General features: G+C 69.8%; 13 protein-coding genes. 6 read left to right on the forward strand and 7 right to left on the reverse strand.

The features are described from left to right. Position 1 precedes the first annotated feature (1 nt). Positions 2 to 376, reverse strand: a complete 375-nt coding sequence (locus tag JHE00_RS15550; RefSeq protein WP_200318768.1) for a VOC family protein — start codon at positions 374 to 376, stop codon at positions 2 to 4. Positions 377 to 496: 120 nt separating this feature from the next. On the opposite strand from JHE00_RS15550, the gene JHE00_RS15555 reads away from it, so the two are divergent. Next, positions 497 to 2,110 carry a GMC oxidoreductase gene (locus JHE00_RS15555; RefSeq protein WP_200318769.1) on the forward strand — a complete coding sequence of 538 codons (1,614 nt, stop codon included), beginning with the start codon at positions 497 to 499 and terminating at the stop codon, positions 2,108 to 2,110. Here JHE00_RS15555 and JHE00_RS15560 read toward each other — a convergent pair. After that, positions 2,107 to 2,712, reverse strand: a complete 606-nt coding sequence (locus JHE00_RS15560; RefSeq protein ID WP_200318770.1) for a dTDP-4-dehydrorhamnose 3,5-epimerase family protein — start codon at positions 2,710 to 2,712, stop codon at positions 2,107 to 2,109. The two genes, JHE00_RS15555 and JHE00_RS15560, sit on opposite strands and share 4 nt — an antisense overlap. A gap of 285 nt (positions 2,713 to 2,997) precedes the next feature. Here JHE00_RS15560 and JHE00_RS15565 point away from each other — a divergent pair, with 285 nt between their 5' ends. Further along, positions 2,998 to 4,164 carry an NAD(P)-dependent malic enzyme gene (locus JHE00_RS15565; protein ID WP_200318771.1) on the forward strand — a complete coding sequence of 389 codons (1,167 nt, stop codon included), beginning with the start codon at positions 2,998 to 3,000 and terminating at the stop codon, positions 4,162 to 4,164. A 54-nt stretch (positions 4,165 to 4,218) separates the two neighbouring features. Here JHE00_RS15565 and JHE00_RS15570 read toward each other — a convergent pair whose 3' ends face one another. Further along, positions 4,219 to 5,640, reverse strand: a complete 1,422-nt coding sequence (locus tag JHE00_RS15570; RefSeq protein WP_200318772.1) for a bis-aminopropyl spermidine synthase family protein — start codon at positions 5,638 to 5,640, stop codon at positions 4,219 to 4,221. 85 nt (positions 5,641 to 5,725) lie between these two features. On the opposite strand from JHE00_RS15570, the gene JHE00_RS15575 reads away from it, so the two are divergent. From JHE00_RS15575 to JHE00_RS15590, 4 genes are read left to right on the forward strand one after another with little or no spacing between them, the layout of a single operon-like run. Continuing rightward, complete coding sequence (locus JHE00_RS15575; protein WP_200318773.1) at positions 5,726 to 6,817, forward strand: ABC transporter ATP-binding protein; 1,092 nt, start codon at positions 5,726 to 5,728, stop codon at positions 6,815 to 6,817. Continuing rightward, positions 6,814 to 7,503: an ABC transporter permease gene (locus tag JHE00_RS15580; RefSeq protein WP_200318774.1), complete on the forward strand. Its 690-nt coding sequence runs from the start codon at positions 6,814 to 6,816 to the stop codon at positions 7,501 to 7,503. Before JHE00_RS15575 ends, JHE00_RS15580 begins: the two co-directional genes overlap by 4 nt. After that, entirely contained in the window at positions 7,500 to 8,189 is a 690-nt protein-coding gene (locus JHE00_RS15585) for an ABC transporter permease (RefSeq protein ID WP_200318775.1), read from the forward strand. Before JHE00_RS15580 ends, JHE00_RS15585 begins: the two co-directional genes overlap by 4 nt. Positions 8,190 to 8,197: 8 nt before the next feature. Then, a complete protein-coding gene (locus tag JHE00_RS15590) occupies positions 8,198 to 9,076 on the forward strand; it encodes an ABC transporter substrate-binding protein (protein ID WP_200319311.1) in 879 nt (292 codons plus the stop codon). A gap of 65 nt (positions 9,077 to 9,141) precedes the next feature. Here JHE00_RS15590 and JHE00_RS15595 read toward each other — a convergent pair whose 3' ends face one another. From JHE00_RS15595 to JHE00_RS15610, 4 genes are all read right to left on the reverse strand, one after another. Then, positions 9,142 to 12,807, reverse strand: coding sequence for a multifunctional oxoglutarate decarboxylase/oxoglutarate dehydrogenase thiamine pyrophosphate-binding subunit/dihydrolipoyllysine-residue succinyltransferase subunit (locus JHE00_RS15595; RefSeq protein WP_230424429.1), 3,666 nt, complete (start codon positions 12,805 to 12,807; stop codon positions 9,142 to 9,144). Positions 12,808 to 13,279: 472 nt separating this feature from the next. Then, entirely contained in the window at positions 13,280 to 17,032 is a 3,753-nt protein-coding gene (locus tag JHE00_RS15600; protein ID WP_200318777.1) for an ABC transporter ATP-binding protein, read from the reverse strand. A gap of 19 nt (positions 17,033 to 17,051) precedes the next feature. Further along, positions 17,052 to 17,939: an ABC transporter permease subunit gene (locus JHE00_RS15605; protein WP_200318778.1), complete on the reverse strand. Its 888-nt coding sequence runs from the start codon at positions 17,937 to 17,939 to the stop codon at positions 17,052 to 17,054. Then, complete coding sequence (locus JHE00_RS15610; RefSeq protein ID WP_200318779.1) at positions 17,940 to 19,028, reverse strand: ABC transporter ATP-binding protein; 1,089 nt, start codon at positions 19,026 to 19,028, stop codon at positions 17,940 to 17,942. Positions 19,029 to 19,047 lie beyond the last annotated feature (19 nt).

A 19,047-nucleotide genomic window follows, 5' to 3' on the forward strand; every position in this document is an offset into this window, starting at 1 on the left:
GCTACACGGGACGAGGCGCGAAGACCCGGAAGCGGTTTCCGTCGGGGTCGTGCATGACGATCCAGCGCACACCGTCTTCCTCGTGTTCGGAGTCGCGCGTGGCGCCGAGTGCCTCGGCCCGGTCGGCGACGTCCGCCCAGTTCGCGTCGTCGTCGATGCCGATGTCGATGCCGAGCTGCTCGCCCGCGGTCACGTCGTCCGCGCGTTCGAAGAGCCAGGTCTGGGCCGTGACCTCGTGGTCGAAGTCGAGCATGACCAGATCGGAGCCGACGTCGACGCGAGGCAGCTCCATGAGCTCACCCCAGAAGGTCGCGAGTCGTTGCGGGTCCGTGCTCTTGAACGAGTACATGCCGACGACGGCGCGCTTGTCTGCCATGTCGCCATTCTGGCCAGGTCGTCCGGCTGGGTGAAAGTTAACGGCGTTTATCCAGTTGGGGTGAACGCCGTTCACTTTTGAGCTTGTGGGCGTGACATCGCGCCGGGCAGCATCGCCGGCATGTCCTCCGCTCTGTCCCGCCGCCGGTTCCTCGGGGTGGCCGCGCTGAACTCCGCCGCCGCGCTCGGCCTGACCACGGTCTCCGCCCCCGGTGCTTCCGCCGCGCAGCGGCGAGCGGGTTTCTCGCCCGCCGTCGTGATCGGGACCGGCTACGGGGCCGCGGTGACGGCGCTGCGGCTCGGCGAAGCGGGCGTCCCGACGGTGATGCTCGAGATGGGCAGGCTCTGGGACACGCCTGCCGACGACGGCACCGTCTTCAGCGGAATGCTCGCGCCCGACAAACGCTCGATGTGGTTCAAGACGCGCACCGAGGCCCCGCTCGCGTCGTTTCTCTGGATCGACGTCGTCAACCGCGACATCGAGCGCTATCCCGGGGTGCTGGATCGCGTGGGCTTCGGCGACATGTCGGTCTACGTCGGCAGGGGCGTCGGCGGCGGCTCTCTGGTCAACGGGGCCATGGCGGTGACGCCGAAGCGCGACTACTTCGAGGAGATCCTGCCCGAGGTCGACGCCGACGAGATGTATCGCACCTACTTCCCTAGGGCCAACGCGGCGCTGGGCGTGAACCGGATCGACCCGGCGTGGTTCGAGACGTGCGAGTCCTACAAGTACGCGCGCGTCTCGCGCAGGCACGCCGACCGGGCCGGGCTCACCACGACCTTCGTGCCGAGCGTCTACGACTTCGACTACCTGCGCCGCGAGGAGGCGGGTGAGGTGCCGCGCTCGGCGCTGGCCTCCGAGGTCATCTACGGCAACAACCACGGCAAGCGCTCGCTCGACAAGACCTACCTCGCCGCGGCGCTGGGCACCGGCAACGTCACGATCCGCACGATGAGCGAGGTCCGTGCCATCCGCCGGCAGCCGGACGGCACGTACGCCCTCGCCGTGCGCGAGCGCGACGACACGGGGGCCGAGGTGGCCACCACCGAGCTCGGCGCCCGTCACCTCTTCCTCGGCGCTGGCAGCCTCGGCTCCACCGAGCTGCTGGTGCGCGCCCGCGAGACCGGTGCGCTGCCGGAGCTCAGCGACGAGGTCGGACGGTGCTGGGGCACCAACGGCAACGTCATGTTCGGCAGGGCCAACCACGTCTGGGACGTCACCGGGCGGACCCAGTCGGGGATGCCCGCGCTGGGTATCGACGCGTGGGACGACCCTGAGCACCCCGTGTTCGCCGAGATCGCGCCGATGCCCGCCGGCCTGGAATTGTGGGTGAGCCTCTACCTGGCCATCACCAAGAACCCCGAGCGCGGTCACTTCAGCTATGACGCGGCAACCGACTCGGCGCGGCTGCACTGGAGCGCCGATCAGGGCACGCCCACGATCGCCGCGGCCAAGGCGTTGTTCGACAAGGTCAACAGGGCCAACCGCACGATCTACCGGCACGACCTCTTCGGCGACACGCGCTCCTTCGAGAACCGGTTCACCTACCACCCGCTCGGCGGCGTCGTGCTGGGCAGGGCCACCGATCTCCACGGCCGCGTGCGCGGGTACCCGAACCTCTACGTCACCGACGGTTCGCTGATCCCCGGCAGCACCGGGGTGAACCCGTTCGTCACGATCACGGCTCTCGCGGAGCGCAACGTCGAGCGCGTGCTCGCCGAGGACTTCGCCTAACCCTGCGAACGGAGCTCGGCGTAGCGGGCGAGGCAGTCGTCGTAGGAAGGCAGCAGGCCCTTCTCACGTGCCTCGGCCAGCGTGGGCGCTGCGGTGTCCTTTTCGGACAGTAGGAACTCGAGCTCGGCGGGCCAGGGCAGCCCGAGCTCGGCGTCGAGCGGGTTGATCCCGAATTCGCCCGCCGGGTTGTAACCGGTGGAGCACAGGTACGACATCGCGGTGTCGTCCTCGAGCGCGATGAAACCGTGGCCGACGCCCTCCGGCACGTACACCGCGTGGAACTCCGTGCTGTCGAGCCGGACGGCGTCCCACGTGCCGAACGTCGGCGAGCCCACACGCAGGTCCACGACCACGTCGAGCAGCGAGCCGCTCGGGCAGTACACGTACTTGGCCTGCCCCGGCGGGGTGGCGGCGAAGTGGATGCCTCGGATGGTGCCCTTGCGGGACACGCTGTGGTTGGTCTGCGCGACCGTGAGCGGGTGTCCCACGGCATCGCGGAACGACGGTTCCTGCAAAGGCGCGACGAAAAGTCCTCGTTGGTCGGGGAAATTCCGAGGGACGAATTCGTAGGCGTCCACCACGGCCAGCTCGCGCACATGCATGCGCGCAGCTTAGTCGGCGGCTCCCAAGCCGGACGGTCGTCTTGCTATCAGGCTCATGACCAGGGACTTTTGTGATCTCAGCCGCACCCCGGCGGTACAAACCGGGCCGGGCCTGCCACACTGGTAGAACCGCCGCGTCCGCGGCCAACGCCTCGACCACAGGCATTGACGGACGCCTCGTCCGGAGGCCGGCGCTACCCGCCAGGCGATCCGGGACTGAGGAGCCACACACCACTGGGGACGCCGTTCGGCTATTCCCCTTGATGTCCAATCCTGGAGATTGACGTGTCCCAAGCTCAGGTGAGCGACGACGAGATCTTCGGCGGTCACGAGGGCGGCAAGCTCTCCGTGGCCGCCACCCGGCCGATCACGCAGGCGCGTGATCTCTCCATCGCCTACACGCCGGGGGTAGCCAAGGTCAGCCGCGCCATCGCGGAGGACGCCGCGCTCGCGAAGCGCTACACGTGGGCCGACCGGCTCGTCGCAGTGGTCAGCGACGGCACCGCGGTACTCGGCCTCGGCGACATCGGCGCCAGCGCGTCGCTGCCGGTGATGGAGGGCAAGTCGGTGCTCTTCAAGACCTTCGCCGGACTGGACTCGATCCCGTTGGTGCTCGACACCACCGACGTCGACGAGATCGTGGAGACGCTCGTGCGCCTGCGGCCCTCGTTCGGCGCCGTGAACCTCGAGGACGTGTCGGCCCCCCGCTGTTTCGAACTCGAGGACAAGCTCAAGGCGGCACTCGACTGCCCGGTGATGCACGACGACCAGCACGGCACGGCCATCGTGGTACTGGCCGCGTTGCGCGGGGCCAACATGGTGCTCGAGCGCGCGATCGCCGACCAGCGCGTGGTGATCTCCGGCGCGGGCGCCGCGGGTGTGGCCTGCACGCGGATCCTGCAGGCAGCGGGGGTCGGCGACGTGACGGTGCTCGACTCGAAGGGCATCATCCACTCGGGTCGCGACGGGCTGAACCCGATCAAGGAGCAGCTCGCCGAGACCTCGAACTCGTCGGGACTGCGCGGCGGGCTCGCCGAGGCGCTCGCCGGTGCCGACGTGTTCATCGGCCTGTCGAGCTCGACCATCGAGGAGAGCCTGCTCGCCACGATGGCCGACGACTCGATCGTCTTCGCACTGTCCAATCCGGACCCGGAGGTGCACCCGGACGTCGCGGCGCGCTACGCGTCGGTCGTCGCGACGGGGCGCAGCGACTTCCCGAACCAGATCAACAACGTGCTGGCGTTCCCGGGTGTCTTCAAGGGCGCGCTCGACTCCGGCGCGCGGTCGATCACGGAGAACATGAAGCTCGCCGCGGCCGACGCGATCGCCTCGGTGGCCGCGGACAAGCTCGCGGCCGACCACATCGTGCCGAGCCCGCTGGATCCGAGGGTGGCCCCCGAGGTGGCCGCCGCGGTGGCCAAGGCCGCGGAGTCGGACGGCGTCACGGCCTGAGTTTCGCCACGCCGGTGCGGTGCGGGTTCGCCTGCGCCGCACCGGCTTTTTGTTTCAGGAATTCAGAATTTCCCGGCGGAGCTCGTCGATGCGGTGCCGGGGAAGGTCGATCAGGCGCAGGTCCGCGATGTCGCTGGCCGCGTGCGGCCACAGGTTGCCGACCCGGCCGTGCGCCCGGGTCCAGACCGCGTGCACGGCGGCGTTCGCGTCGTCAGGTGTCACGGCGTCGGCGACGACCACCGCGTGCTTGTTGTCCGGGGTGCTGCGCAGTAGCCGCAGCCGGTACTTGTCCGCGACCAGGTCGGTGAGCGCGCGCTGTGCCTGCGCGTCGGCGAGGTCGGGGTGCGCGTTGGGCAGCAGCAGCGCCACGCGCTCGGCGTTCGCGGCGAGCAGCACCCTGGCCAGCCACGGCCCGGGATCGGCCGTGAGGTCCACGGCGAGGCCGTGCCCTTCCGGCACCGGCACGGGTTTGGTCCAGTCCGGATCGTGCACGGCGACCTCGCGGCCACCAACGCCGGCGAACTCGCCGAGTGTGTGCAACAGAGCCGCCGGAGTCCGGTGGGATTCCACGGACTGCGGGCCGTGCGTGTAGATGCCCTGCGGCTTGCCCTTGCCCTTCTTGCGCGAGCGCGCCGTCGGCTGGCAGACGTAGAGGTCGGCCGCGCTGCCGATCGCCTGCGCCCCGGCGTAGCGGTGGAACTCGGGCACGATCGCCTCGAACGCGAGTCCCAGCGACAGCAGCGCCCGCTGCACCTGGTGCCCGAGCGCGGGGTGGCGGGGGCTGTAGCCGTAGGCAAGCACCAGCCTGCCGTTCGGCGGGTCGGCGAGGCATTCGATCCCGCGGGCGGCGAACAATCCCATCCCTTCCGGCGTGTAGGGCGGATCGCTGAACACGACGTCGGCGTTGCCCGCCACCGCGAGCGGCAGCCCGAACCGCAGATCCGCGTGCACGGTACGAATGGAACGCTCACCACGACGGTCGATGTAGGAGAGGATCCGGTCGTCGACGTCCACGACGGTCAGTTCGGCCTCCGGCCGCAGCGCCCGCACCGCCAGCGACGTGAGGTCGTGGTCGCCGACGAACGTCAGCCGCACCGACCTCAGGTCGTACTGCTCGTCGAGCCAGCGAGCCCTCGCCACGACGGTCTCGGGCGTTGCCTGCACGTGGTCAAGCGCGGGCAGCGGTGGCGGCACGTCGGCGACGAGCGCCGCGACCTCGGCGCTCAGGTCGTCGCGTCGCGCGGCGGCCCCCGCCAGTTCGCGCCACCGCCCGGCGGATCCCGGCCGCAGGCGCAGTGCCGAGCCGTCGCGCTCCAGGTCCTCGCCCAGTGCTGTCAGCAGCTCCTCGACGCCGCGCCTCGGCTGTGCCGTGGCCCGCACCAGTTCGTCGAACTCCACCCAGCCGCTGTCCAGCAGGGCGACGGCGAGCCGGAGTGGCCTTGCCTGTACGCCAAAGGCGTCGAGCGCTGAGTTCACCACCACAGACTAGATGCTGGAACACCGTGCCTTCCGGCCCGATCTCGGCTACGGTCGTGCGGGTCCGTCCAGAGGGGAGTGGGCTATGGGAATCGAGTTCCGCGGCATCACCAAGAAGTACCCGGACGGCACCGTTGCCGTCGACGATCTGAACCTGACGATCGAGGACGGCACCATCACGGTCCTCGTCGGTCCGTCCGGCTGTGGCAAGACCACCTCGCTGCGCATGATCAACCGGATGGTCGAGCCGACCTCCGGCTCGATCCTGCTGGAGGGCGAGGACATCCGCGACTCCGACGCGGCACTGCTGCGCCGGGGCATCGGCTACGTCATCCAGCACGCCGGTCTCTTTCCACATCGGACGGTGCTGAGCAACATCGCGACCGTGCCGCTGTTGTCCGGCTGGGACAAGAACAAGGCCAAGAAGCGAGCGGCCGAGCTCCTGGAGGTCGTCGGGCTGCCCGCCGAGGTCGGTAAGCGCTACCCGGCTCAGCTCTCGGGTGGCCAGCAGCAGCGCGTCGGCGTGGCCCGCGCGCTCGCGGCCGACTCGCCGGTCCTGCTGATGGACGAACCGTTCTCGGCCGTCGACCCCGTGGTGCGCGAAGGGCTGCAGGACGAGCTGCTGCGCCTGCAGTCGCAGCTCGGCAAGACGATCGTGTTCGTCACCCACGACATCGACGAGGCCGTGCGGCTCGGCGACCGGGTCGCGGTGCTGCGAGTGGGCGGCAAGCTCGCCCAGTACGGCACGCCCGCCGAGGTGCTGCGGCAACCCGTCGACGACTTCGTGGCCGGTTTCGTCGGCAAGGACCGCGGCTACCGCGGCCTGTCGTTCCTCGCGGCCGACGACGTCCTAGTGGAGGACGTGCCCACCGTGCGGGTGGGCAGCAAGCCCGAGGGCAGCGACGGCTGGCGGCTGGCCGTGAACGACGCGGGCGAGCCCCGAGGCTGGTTGGCTCCCGGGTCCGTTGTGGACGGAGAGTTGGTCGAGGGCGAGCTACTCGCCGGTGGCTCGCTGTACCAGCAGGGCACCCCGATCAGGGGCGCGCTCGACGCGGCGCTGTCGTCGCCCGCGAGCCTCGGCGTGGTGGTGGATGCCGACGGCAAGGCCATCGGTGTGGTCACCGCGCGCCAGGTGCTCGACGTGATCGAGAACCACCCGGAGGGGGTGGCCCGGTGAGCTTCTTCGACGAGCTCGGGCAATACCTCAGCAGTGCCAACAACCGCGAACAGATCGTCGACACCCTCGCCGAGCACTGCTACCTGGCCCTGCTGCCGCTCGTGCTCGGGATCGTGCTCGCCATCCTCGTCGGCTGGCTCGGCAACACCTGGCCCCGTGCCAGGGGCGTCATCCTCGTGGTGTCGAACCTCGTCTACACGGTTCCGTCGCTGGCGTTGTTCGTCGTGATCCCCAGTCTCATCGGCACGAAGATGCTCGACAGCATCAACGTCGTCGTGGCGCTGACCCTCTACACCGCGGCCCTGCTCGTGCGACCCGTGCTCGACGCGCTCGACGCGGTGCCGCCCGCCGTGATCGCCTCGGCGACGGCGATGGGGTACCGGCCCGCGCGTCGGTTCCTGACCGTCGAGCTGCCGCTGGCGGTTCCCGTGCTCGCCGCAGGCGTGCGCGTGGCGAGCGTCAGCAACATCAGCCTCGTCAGCGTCGGTGCGCTCATCGGCGTCGGCGGACTCGGCGTGCTGTTCACCGATGGCTTCCAGCGTGAGTACTTCTCGCCGATCGTCGTCGGCATCGCGCTGACCCTGGTGCTCGCGCTGGTCGTCGACCTGCTGCTGGTGCTGCTGCGGCGAGTGCTGACCCCGTGGGACCGCGCGGCCGCGCCCGTGAAGGAGGAGGTGCCCGCATGATCGGCGAGATCATCGACTGGTTCACCAACTCGGCCAACTGGCAGGGCGAGGACGGGGTGCCGACGCGGGTGCTCCAGCACCTCGGCTACGTGCTGCTCTCGCTCGTCATCGCCACGGTCATCGCCGTTCCGATCGGCCTCTACGTCGGCCACACCGGCCGCGGCGGGGTGCTGCTGGTGGGCAGCGGCAACGTGATCCGCGCCCTGCCGACGCTCGGCCTGGTGACGTTTTTGTTCCTGCTGTTCACCGACAGCGACATCGCCGCGATCATCGGGCTCGTCGTGCTGGCGATCCCGCCGATCCTCGCCGGGACCTACGCGGGACTGCAGGCCGTCGACCGTTCCGTGGTCGACGCCGCCGAGGGCATGGGCATGCGCGGCGGGCAACGGCTGTGGCAGATCGAGGTGCCCATCGCGCTGCCGATCGTGCTGGGCGGTGTCCGCAACGCCGTGCTGCAGCTCGTCGCCACGGCCGCCGTCGCGGCCTACGTCGGGCTCGGCGGACTCGGCCGGTACCTCCTCGACGGACTGGCCATTTTGGACTACGGCGAGGTGGCGGCAGGCGCCATCCTCACCGCGCTGCTCGCGATCGTGCTCGACCTCGTGCTCGCCACCGTCCAGCGGGCGCTGGTGCCCCGCGGGGTCCGGCTCGCCGAGGCGGGCGCGAAGAAGGAGGTGTCGGCGTGAAGCGGCGACTGCTCGGACTGTTCGCGGCCGTCGGCCTGCTGGCGACCGCATGCGGCAACCCGCTGGAAGGTGGCGCCGAGGGCGGCCCGACCGGCGAGATCATCATCGGCGCCTCCGACGTCGGGGAAACCCTGCTGCTGGCCCAGATCTACGCGGGCGCACTGCGCAACGCGGGCGCCGAGAACGTCACCGTGCGCCCGCCCGTCGGCGGCCGCGAGGTGGTGGTCAAGGCGCTGGAGGACCGGTCGCTCTCGCTCGTGCCCGACTACAGCGGCAACCTGCTGCAGTACTTCGACGACACCAGCGAGGCCACCACACCAGAAGAGGTGCACGCGGAGCTCGAACAGAAGCTCCCCGAGCAGTTCGAGGTGCTCGACCAGGCTCCCGCCGAGAACAGCGACGAGGTCGTGATCCGCAAGGAACTGGCCGACCAGGGCATCCGGACGGTCTCCGACCTCGCGCCGCGCTGCAAGGACCTGGTCTTCGGTGGTCCGGGTCAGTGGGCGGACCGGTGGGAGACCAAGATCAAGGACCTCTACGGCTGTGAGTTCCGCGAGATCCGCACCACCGACACCGGTGGCCCGGTGACCGTCGAGGCGCTGCGCTCCGACGAGGTCCAGGTGGCCGACCTGTTCAGTACCTCGTCGACCATCCGCAGCAACGGGTTCGTCGCGCTCGAGGACGACAAGGACATGTTCCCGGCGCAGAACATCGTGCCGCTGGTCGCCAAGGGCACGCTCACCGACCGCGAGGTGCGGGCACTCAACGACGTCTCGGCGGCGCTCACCACCGAGAAACTGACCGACCTCAACGTCGAGTTCACCGAGGAAAAGCGCAACCCGCTCGACATCGCCGAGGACTTCCTGGCCGATAACGGTCTCGCCTAGATGCAGTGAAGGGCACCTTTACTGCGTTGAACGCGGTAAAGGTGCCCTTCACTGTGGTTGGGTCCTTAGGAGAAGGCCTTCGCGATGAGCGCCTTCTGCTCCACCTCGTGCACCTTCGACGAGCCCGCCGACGGCGCCGCCATCGGACGGCGCGCCACGACCTGGAGGTTCGCGAACGCCTCCGGCATCTTGCGCGGCAGGTTCAGCCCGAAGAACGGCCAGGCACCCTGGTTCTCCGGCTCCTCCTGCACCCAGAGGACCTCCTTGGCCGCCGTGTAGCGCTCGAGCGCGGCCAGCAGCTTCTTCTTCGGCAGCGGGTAGTACTGCTCGACCCGGACGATCGCGATGTCGTCGAGGCCCTGCTTGTCCCGCTCGACGAGCAGCTCCCAGTACATCTTCCCCGACGTCAGCAGCACCTTGCGGGCCTTGGCCGGGTCGATGGCCGGGTCGTCGATGACCGAGAGGAACTTCGACTGGTCGGTGAAGTCCTCGACGCTCGACTTGACGTTCTTGTCGCGCAGCAGACGCTTGGGCGTGAACACGATCAGCGGGCGGTTGACTCCGTCGAGCGCGTGGCGCCGCAGCAGGTGGAAGTAGTTCGCGGGCGTCGACGGCACCGCCACGGTCATCGAACCCTCCGCGCACAGCTGCAGGAAGCGCTCGATGCGGCCCGAGGTGTGGTCCGGACCCTGGCCCTCGTGGCCGTGCGGCAGCAGCAGCACGACGTCGGAGAGCTGGCCCCACTTGGCCTCACCGGAGGAGATGTACTCGTCGATGACGGTCTGCGCGCCGTTGACGAAGTCACCGAACTGCGCTTCCCACATCACGAGCGCCTCGGAGTTGGCCACCGAGTAGCCGTACTCGAAGCCCACGGCCGCGTACTCGGACAGCGCCGAGTCGTAGATCATCACGCGGCCCTGCTCGTCGGCGAGGCTCTGCAGCGGTGAGTACTCCTGGCCCGTCTTGCGGTCGATCAGCACCGAGTGGCGCTGGGTGAACGTGCCGCGCCGCGAGTCCTGACCGGACAGTCGCACGAGCCTGCCCTCGATCGCGAGCGAGCCGAAGGCGAGCAGCTCGCCGAAGGCCCAGTCGACGCCACCCTCGCGCGACATCTTGTGCCGCCGCTCCGCGACCGGCTTGACGCGCGGGTGCGGGGTGAAGCCCTCCGGCACGTTGACGAACGAGTCGCCGATTCGCTCGATGACCTCGCGGGAGACGGCAGTCGGCACCTTGGCGGGCACCTGCTGCTCCTCCTCCACCGACGGGCTCGGGATGATCGGGTGCTTCTCGAGCTCCCGCACCTCGTTGAAGACGTGCTCGAGCTGGCTGGAGAAGTCCCGCAGCGCCGCCTCGGCGTCCTCCATCGAGATGTCGCCCCGGCCGATCAGCGACTCGGTGTAGGTCTTCCGGACACTGCGCTTGGTGTCGATGATGTCGTACATCGCCGGCTGCGTCATCGAAGGGTCGTCGCCCTCGTTGTGACCGCGACGGCGGTAGCAGATCATGTCGATCACGACGTCCTTGTTGAACGCCTGCCGGTACTCGACCGCGAGCCGCGCCACCCAGTAGGCGGCCTCGGGGTCGTCGCCGTTCACGTGGAAGATCGGCGCGCCGATCATCTTCGAGACGTCGGTGGCGTACTGCGAGGAGCGGGCGTGCTCCGGCGCCGTGGTGAAGCCGACCTGGTTGTTGATGATCACGTGCACGGTGCCGCCGGTGCGGTAACCGCGCAGCAGCGAGAGGTTCAGGGTCTCGGCGACCACGCCCTGGCCCGCGAACGCCGCGTCACCGTGGAGCAGCACCGGCAGGACCGTGAAGCCGCCCGAGGAACGGTCGCCCTTGTCGAGGATGTCCTGCTTGGCGCGGACGATGCCCTCGAGCACCGGGTCGACGGTCTCGAGGTGCGACGGGTTCGCCGTGAGCGACACCTTGGTCTCGCCGTCGCCGAACATGCGGAAGTACTTGCCCTCGGCACCGAGGTGGTACTTCACGTCGCCGGAACCGTGGGCCTGGCCCGGGTCGAGGTTGCCTTCGAACTCCTGGAAGATCTGCGAGATCGGCTTGCCGACGATGTTGGCCAGCACGTTCAGCCTGCCGCGGTGGGGCATGCCGATGACGACCTCGTCGAGCTCGTGCTCGGCTGCCTTGTCCAGCACCGTGTCGAGCAGCGGGATGACGGTCTCGCCACCCTCGAGCGAGAACCGCTTCTGACCGACGTACTTGGTCTGCAGGAAGGTCTCGAACGCCTCGGCGGCGTTGAGCTTCGACAGCACGTACTTCTGCACCGAGGGCTCGGGCTTCTCGTGCGGGATCTCGACGCGCTCCTGGATCCAGCGGCGCTCGTCGGGGTCGAGGATGTGGGTGTACTCGACGCCGACGGTCCGGCAGTAGGAGTCGCGCAGCACGCCGAGGACGTCGCGCAGCTTCATGCGCTGCTGGCCCGCGAAGCCGCCCACCGCGAACTCGCGGTCGAGGTCCCACAGGGTGAGGCCGTGGCTGAGGATGTCGAGGTCCTCGTGCCTGCGCTGGCGGTAGTTCAGTGGGTCGGTGTCGGCCATCAGGTGGCCGCGCATCCGGTAGGCGTCGATCAGCTCGAGCACCCGGGCGGTCTTGTCGATCTCGCCCTCGGGGATGTCCTCGATCCAGCGGACCGGCTCGTAGGGCAGTCGCAGCGACGTGAAGATGTCGTCGTAGAAGCCGTCGCCGCCGAGCAGCAGCTCGTGGATGCGCTTGAGGAACTCGCCCGACTCGGCGCCCTGGATGATGCGGTGGTCGTAGGTCGAGGTCAGCGTCATGATCTTGCTGACGCCCAGGCCGACGAGCGCCTGCTCGCTGGTGCCCTCGAAGTGCGCCGGGTACTGCATCGCGCCGACACCGATGATCGCGCCCTGGCCCGACTGCAGCCTCGGCACCGAGTGGTTGGTGCCGATGCCGCCGGGGTTGGTCAGCGAGATCGTGGTGCCGGAGAAGTCGTCGGCCGTGAGCTTGTTGTTCCTGGCCTTCTTGACGATGTCCTCATAGGCCTGCCAGAACTGCAGGAACGTCATGTTCTCGGTGGCCTTGATGGACGCGACGACGAGCGTGCGGCCGCCGTCCTTGCCCTTCATGTCGATGGCGAGGCCGAGGTTGACGTGCTCCGGCGTGACGGCGTGCGGCTTGCCGTCGATCAGCTCGTAGTGCCGGTTCATGTTCGGGAAGTCCCGCAGCGCGCGCACCATCGAGTAGCCGATGAGGTGCGTGAACGAGATCTTCCCGCCTCGGGTGCGCTTGAGGTGGTTGTTGATGACGATGCGGTTGTCGGCCATCAGCTTGGCCGGCACCGCGCGCACGCTGGTGGCGGTGGGGACGGTCAGCGAGGCGTCCATGTTCTTCGCGATCGCCGCGGCGGCGCCGCGCAGCGGCTTGCGCTCGGGCTCCTCGGCCTTCGCCGCCGGAGCGGACGCGGCGGGAGCGCTCTTCGCGGGCGCCTTCGGCTCGGCCTTGGCCGCGGGCTTCGCGGCGGGCTTGGCCGGGGCCTTCGGCGGCTGCTTCGCGGCGGGCTTCTCGGCAGGCGGCTGCTGCGGCTTGGCAGCGGGCGCGGGCTTGGCCGGGGCCTGGCCGTTGCCGGCAGGCGCGTTGTCGTTCTTCGCCGTGTCCGGCTTCGACCCTGACTGGGTTGGCTTGAAGTCGGCAAAGAAGTCATGCCATGCGGCGTCTACTGAGGTGGGGTCGGCGAGGAACTGGTCGTACATCTCCTCGACGAGCCACTCGTTGGGACCGAACTGTGACGCAGGGCTGCTGGACACGGCTGGGACTCGCCTCTATCCGTCTCGATCTGGTTGTCCGATTACGCGCCTACCAGGCTAACCCCCTCGGGCCTGGCGCCGTCATCGAAGTCCGCCAACGGAGCCCTCGCGACGTTGGCATTTGTCACTGGATCGATTACGCACAGTGCCCCGAAAGCCTGCGAGTCGTGCACTCAGGACCGCGAGTCGTGCGCTCGGTACCGCGAGTCGTGGGTTCCAGTGTCCGGGGCGCTCGTGCCGTGTCGACGCACAGCGTGATCCGCCGTCGTCGACCGCGTCGGCGAGTTGTGGCGGAAATCTCGATCCGGCGGGCGCGGCGGGCACGCTTCGCGGGCTGGAGCGCATGTCTCGCCGTCGGGAGCGCATGTCTCGCCGTCGGGAGTGCATGACTCGCGGTCCTCAATGCACGACTCGCGGGTCAGGCCGCCAGCTCGCCAAGGCGCCAGAGTCTGGCGTAGAAGCCGTCGGCGGCCACCAGTTGCTCGTGGGTGCCCTGTTCGACGATCTTGCCGTGGTCCAGCACCACGATCTGGTCGGCGCGCGCCGCGGTGGCCAGCCGATGGGCCACGACGAACGTGGTCCGTTTGGTCGTGAGCGCCTCCGTCGCGCGCAGTACCGCCAGCTCCGTCGCCGGGTCCAGCGCCGCGGTGGCCTCGTCGAGCAGCAGCACGTCGGGATCCACCAGCTCCGCGCGCGCGAGCCCGACGAGCTGGCGCTGGCCCGCCGACAGAGCGCGGCCCCGCTCGCCGACCGGCTGGTGGAACCCTCCTGGCAGCGCCGCGACACCTTCCAGCGCGCCGACCGCCCGCACCGCGGCCTCCACCTCCGCGTCGGTGGCCGAGGGCCTGCCGTAGCGGACGTTGTCGGCGACGGTGCCAGAGAACAGGTGCGCCTCCTGCGGCACCACACCGAGCCGGGCGCGCAGCGCGGGCAGGTCGTAGTCCCGCACGTCCACCCCGTCGATGCGCACCACGCCCGAGGTGACGTCGTAGAACCGCGCGACGAGCTTGACCACTGTGGACTTGCCGGCGCCGGTGGCTCCGACGAGCGCCACCGTGCTGCCCGCGGGCACGTGCAGCGAGACGTCGTCGAGCGCCAGGGCGTCGGTGCCGGTGTAGGCGAACCCGACGCCGTCGAGCTCGACCTCGCCGCGCAGCCGCTCCGGCACCTCGACAGCCTGTTCGGCAGGCGGCACGGACGTCGGCGTGCGCAGCAGTGCGCCGATGCGGGCGAGCCCGACCTTGGCCTGCTGGTAGCCGTCGAACACCGACGACAGTTGCTGCACCGGCGAGAAGAACGACTCGAGGTAGAGCATGAACGCCAGCAGCACACCGACCTGCAGGGTGCCGTCGGCGACCCGGTTGGCGCCCGCGACGAGCACGATGGCGCTGGCGATGCCCGAGAGCAGTGTGATGAACGGGAAGTACGTCGCCACGTAGCGCTGGGCGCGCAGCCGCGAGCGCCGGTACGCGTCGCTGCGGGAGGCGAAGTCGCGCGCCGAGCGCTCCTCGCGCGTGTACGCCTGCGCGACCCGCAGCCCGGTGACGTTCTCCTGCATGTCGGCGTTGACCGCGCTGATGCGTTCCCTGGCCTCGCTGTAGGCGGCCGAGGCGAGTCTGCGGAAGATCACCGTCGCGATCGCCAGCACCGGCAGCACCGCGAGGGCGTAGAGCGCGAGCCCCGCGTCGGTGACCAGGAGCGCGCCGCCGATGCCGACGAGCGTCAGCACGCTCACCACGGCCGTGGCCAGGCCCGTCTGCAGGAACGTCGACAACGCGTCGACGTCGGTGGTCATCCTGGTCATGATCCGCCCTGACAGCTCGCGCTCGTAGTAGTCGAGCCCGAGTCGTTGCAGATGGGCGTAGCTGCGCACGCGCAGGAGGTAGAGCACCGATTCGCCGGTGCGCGCGGTGAGGCGGGTCTGCACGGCGATCACGAGCCAGTCGATCGCGATCACGACCGCGCCGATCCCGGCCGCGAGCCACACCGCGGACTCGACGCCGACGCGCACGCCGTCGTCGACCCCACGCTGGTACAGCGCGGGCACGGCGACGGTCGCGAGCGCGTCCAGAGCCACGAGCACGATCACCGCGAACAGCAGACCCCTGACGGGTCGCAGGAGTTTGCCCAGCCGGAATCCCGGGTCCGGTTCGGCCGGGTCGGCGCCGCCGAGCCGGGGCTCGCCGGTGGCGGGTGGCAGTTCGCGCACGCGTTGCAGCAGCTCGGGCGTCGGCGGCACGTCCAGCGAGGCGCGGGCGCCGGGCCCGCCCGCGCTCGACGACGGCGCCGTGCGCGTGGAGGCCGACGCCGCCAGTGCCGCCACGTCGTCGGAGTCCGACTCGACGGTCCACAGCTGTGCCGTGACCCCGGTGGCGTCGCGGGTGAGCACTTCCTGGCGGTGCACCTCCTCGACGTCCTCGCCGGGCCCGCCGACCAGATCGCGGAACAGTCCGCACCGCTGCTCCAGCTCCTCGGCGGTGCCGACGTCCACCACCTTGCCCTCGTCGAGCACGGCGATGCGGTCGGCGAGCGAGAGCGTGGAGCGCCGGTGCGCGACCAGCAGCGTGGTGCGGGTGCGCGTCACCGCCCGCAGCGTGTCGTGGATGGCGGCCTCGGTCGCCGTGTCCACCGCTGAGGTCGCGTCGTCGAGCACCAGCACCTTCGGGTCGGTCAGCAGGGCCCTCGCCAGTCCGAGTCGTTGCCGCTGGCCGCCGGACAGCGTCAGCCCGCGCTCGCCGACCTGCGTGTCGTAGCCGTCGGGCAGCGCGCTGATGAACTCGTGAGCCTCGGCGGCCTTCGCCGCGGCGACCACCTCGTCGTCGCTCGCGTCGGGCCTGCCGTAGGCGATGTTGTCGCGCACCGACGTCGAGAAGAGGAACGCCTCCTCGAACACCACGCCGATCGTGCGGCGCAACTCGGCGAGCGCGAGGTCCCGCACATCGGTGCCGCCGATGCTGACGGCGCCCTCGTGCACGTCGTAGAAGCGGGGCAGCAGCAACGAGACCGTGGACTTGCCCGAGCCGGCCGTGCCCACGAGCGCGAGCGTCTCACCGGGCCGGGCGTGCAGGGAGAGGCCGTCGAGCACGGGGTCGGATCGCGTGTAGCCGAACCGGACGTCGTCGAGGCGCACGTCCAGCGGACCGTCGGGAACGGGCAGCGGGTCCGGGCGCTCGCGCACCTCGGGCTGGGCGTCGACGAGCTCGTACACGCGCTCGGCCCCCGCGCGCGTCAGCTGGGCCTGCACCACGAGGCCCGCGAGCATCCTGGCCGGGCCGACGAGCGCGGAGACGTACGTGGCGAAGGCCAGGAACGTGCCGAGACTGATCTGCCCGTGCAGGGCCATGACCCCGCCCGCGCCGAGCACGGCGATCTGGCCTGCAGCTGGCAGCGCCGAGGTGGTGGCGGTGGGGATCGCCGCGAGCTTCGCCGAGCGCACCCGTTCGCGATACAGGGTGTGCGCGGTGCGCGAGAGTTTGCCGATCTCGCGCGACTCCTGGCCGAAGCCCTTCACCACCCGCACGCCCGTGACGGTCTCCTCCACCTGCTGGGCGACGTCGGCCGCGCGCTGCTGTGCCGACCACGTCGCGGGGAAGAGCCTGCGCCTGCTCACGGCGATGACGATCGCCACGGCGGGCGCGACCACGAGCGCGATCACCGTCAGCAGCGGGGAGAGGAACAGCATCGCGCCGAGCGCGAGCACCGCGAAGATCACCGAACCCGCCGACAGCGGCACCTGCATGAGGACGCCGGTGACCAGCTGGAGGTCGGTGATGGAGCGGGAGACGATCTGGCCGGTCTGCAGGGAGTCCTGCTTACCGCCGTCGAGGCGGGACACCGCGCCGAACACGGCCTGGCGCAGGTCGTACTGGACGTCGAGGGCGAGCCTGCCACCCAGATAGCGCCGGGCGAAGGCGCTGCCGAACGTCAGCACCTGCAGGGCGACGATCGCCGCGGCGATCCAGCCCAGCCTGGAGGTGTCGCCCGCGACGGCGTCGTCGACGGCGACCCTGACGAACAGCGGGCCCGCCGCCTGGAGCCCGACGCCGACCACGGCGGCGACGAGCGAGAGCACCACGAGTGCGGGGTGGCGCCAGCACGCCTTGGCGAGCCTGCGGATCCACCCGACACGGCGGTCGGGAGTGCCCGGCGCTGTCGTCGCTCTGCCCGGCACTCCCGACCTCCCGATGTCTCTAGGTGATGTCCCTGCGCTGGTTGGACGCCCAGCCGCCCACGAAGAACAGCATCGTCCACGCGAAGAAGATCAGCGCGGCGGCCCACCACGAGAACGCACCGGGTGCGCCGGCGCTGTACTGCAGCAGCCACTGCAGGTTCTCGTCGAGCTCTCCCGGCACGGAGACCCCGGCGGCGCCGAACGCCTCGGCGCCGATCGCGCCGACGATGCCGTTCAGGGTTCCGTTCGGCAGCACGCCACCGAGCCAGCGAATCTCGAACCAGCCGAAGGACACGAAAACGAGGACGTTCTCGACGATGAGCATCCAGATCGTCAGCGTGATCGTGGCTCCGGTGACACTGTTCCACACGGCACCGACACCGATCCCGAACAACGTCGCGAGGATCGTGGCGAGGATGCCGCCGCCCAGCACGCCGAACCACTGGCCAGCCGATGGCATCCCGGCGTTGTCCACCGTCATCATCGTGGCGAGGCTCGCGAAGGCGACGATGATCACGCCGTAGACGGCGCCCCACAGGATGTAGGTGATCATCTTCGCGCTCAGCGCGGCCACCCTGGTGGGGGCGGTGAGGAACGTCGTGGTGATCGTCTTCTTGCTGTACTCACCGGCCAGCGCGAAGACACCGAAGATCACCGGGAACACCATGCCGACGTTGATGCCGTGCGCGAGCGCGAGCAGTCCGACGGGCAGCTCACCGAGCTGGATGCCCAGTAGGCCTGCCAGCTCCTGGGCGTCGGAGCTGCCGAGGAAGTCGTTGAGGTCGTTGGTGATCGCGCCCCAGCCGAGCGCGAACAGGAACGCGAACGCCACCGCAGGGATCATCAGACCCCACCAGCTCTTGGTGGTGAGCGTCTTGCGGAACTCCGCCTTGATCAGATTTCCCATTTACTGCTGACCTCCCCAGCCCTGCTGCTGGCCCGGCTGCTGGAATCCGGGCGGCGGGGTCTGCTGGTACGGCTGTTGTGGTTGCTGCCCCGACTGCGGGAAGCCGCCCTGCGGCGGGCCGCCCCAGCCCGGCGGAGGCGGAGGCTGCTGTTGTTGCTGTTGCTGCTGGTACGGCGCGCCCGCCCCGTACTGGGGGCTGGTCAGCTGGAAGAAGAGCTGCTCAAGGTCGGCCTTCTCCTCCTGCATGCCGTAGACGGCGATGCTCGCCTTGGCGGAGATGTCGCCGATCTGCTGCACGGTGGCTCCCGACACCGCGACGCGACCGTCTGGCGTCGGCTCGACCTGGTTGAGTCCGGCCTCCCTGAGCGCGGTGACGAGCGCGTTCGCGTCGGCGGACTGGACCAGCACCCGCGACTGCTGGCTCGCGCGCAGCTGCTCCAGCGGGCCGTAGTAGCGCGTCATGCCCGCGCTGACGATCACGACCTGGTCGATGGTCTGCTCGACCTCGGAGAGCAGGTGGCTCGACACCAGCACCGTGCGCCCCTGCTGGGCGAACGAGCGCAGGAAGGTCCGCAGCCACGCGATGCCCTCGGGGTCGAGGCCGTTCGACGGCTCGTCGAGCACCAGCACCTGCGGGTCGCCGAGTAGTGCCGTCGCGAGGGCGAGCCGCTGGCGCATGCCGAGCGAGAACCCGCCGGCCTTGCGGTCCGCGGCGGGGGCGAGACCGACGAGCCCCAGCATCTCGTCCACCCGCTGGTCGGGCACGCCGATCGCCGCGGCGTACACCCGGAGGTGGTTGCGGGCGGTGCGTTTGGGGTGGAAGCCCTCGTTCTCGAGCACCGCGCCGACGACCCGCGCGGGGTTGCCGAGCTGGCTGTGCGGCCTGCCGTTGATCGTCGCCGCGCCCGAGGTGGGCGTGACCAGGCCGAGCAGCATGCGCAAGGTCGTGGTCTTACCGGCGCCGTTCGGTCCGAGGAACCCGGTGACCGACCCGGGGTCCACAGTGAAACTCAGGTTGTTGACCGCTGTCACGGCTCCGAACTGCTTGGTGAGGTTCTGCACCGCGATGCGGCCGCTGCCATCGTGCATGCTGCCTCTCGTTTCCCCT

Origin of the sequence: Prauserella cavernicola (assembly GCF_016595675.1) — a bacterium.
GTDB lineage: Bacteria > Actinomycetota > Actinomycetes > Mycobacteriales > Pseudonocardiaceae > Prauserella_A > Prauserella_A cavernicola.

Bases quoted from the DNA above. Each gene is read 5' to 3' on its own strand.
- JHE00_RS15605 (WP_200318778.1), bottom strand. From the start codon at position 17,939: ATGGGAAATCTGATCAAGGCGGAGTTCCGCAAGACGCTCACCACCAAG.
- JHE00_RS15585 (WP_200318775.1), top strand. From the start codon at position 7,500: ATGATCGGCGAGATCATCGACTGGTTCACCAACTCGGCCAACTGGCAG.
- JHE00_RS15595 (WP_230424429.1), bottom strand. From the start codon at position 12,807: ATGTACGACCAGTTCCTCGCCGACCCCACCTCAGTAGACGCCGCATGG.
- JHE00_RS15610 (WP_200318779.1), bottom strand. From the start codon at position 19,028: ATGCACGATGGCAGCGGCCGCATCGCGGTGCAGAACCTCACCAAGCAG.
- JHE00_RS15550 (WP_200318768.1), bottom strand. From the start codon at position 376: ATGGCAGACAAGCGCGCCGTCGTCGGCATGTACTCGTTCAAGAGCACG.
- JHE00_RS15555 (WP_200318769.1), top strand. From the start codon at position 497: ATGTCCTCCGCTCTGTCCCGCCGCCGGTTCCTCGGGGTGGCCGCGCTG.
- JHE00_RS15560 (WP_200318770.1), bottom strand. From the start codon at position 2,712: ATGCATGTGCGCGAGCTGGCCGTGGTGGACGCCTACGAATTCGTCCCT.
- JHE00_RS15575 (WP_200318773.1), top strand. From the start codon at position 5,726: ATGGGAATCGAGTTCCGCGGCATCACCAAGAAGTACCCGGACGGCACC.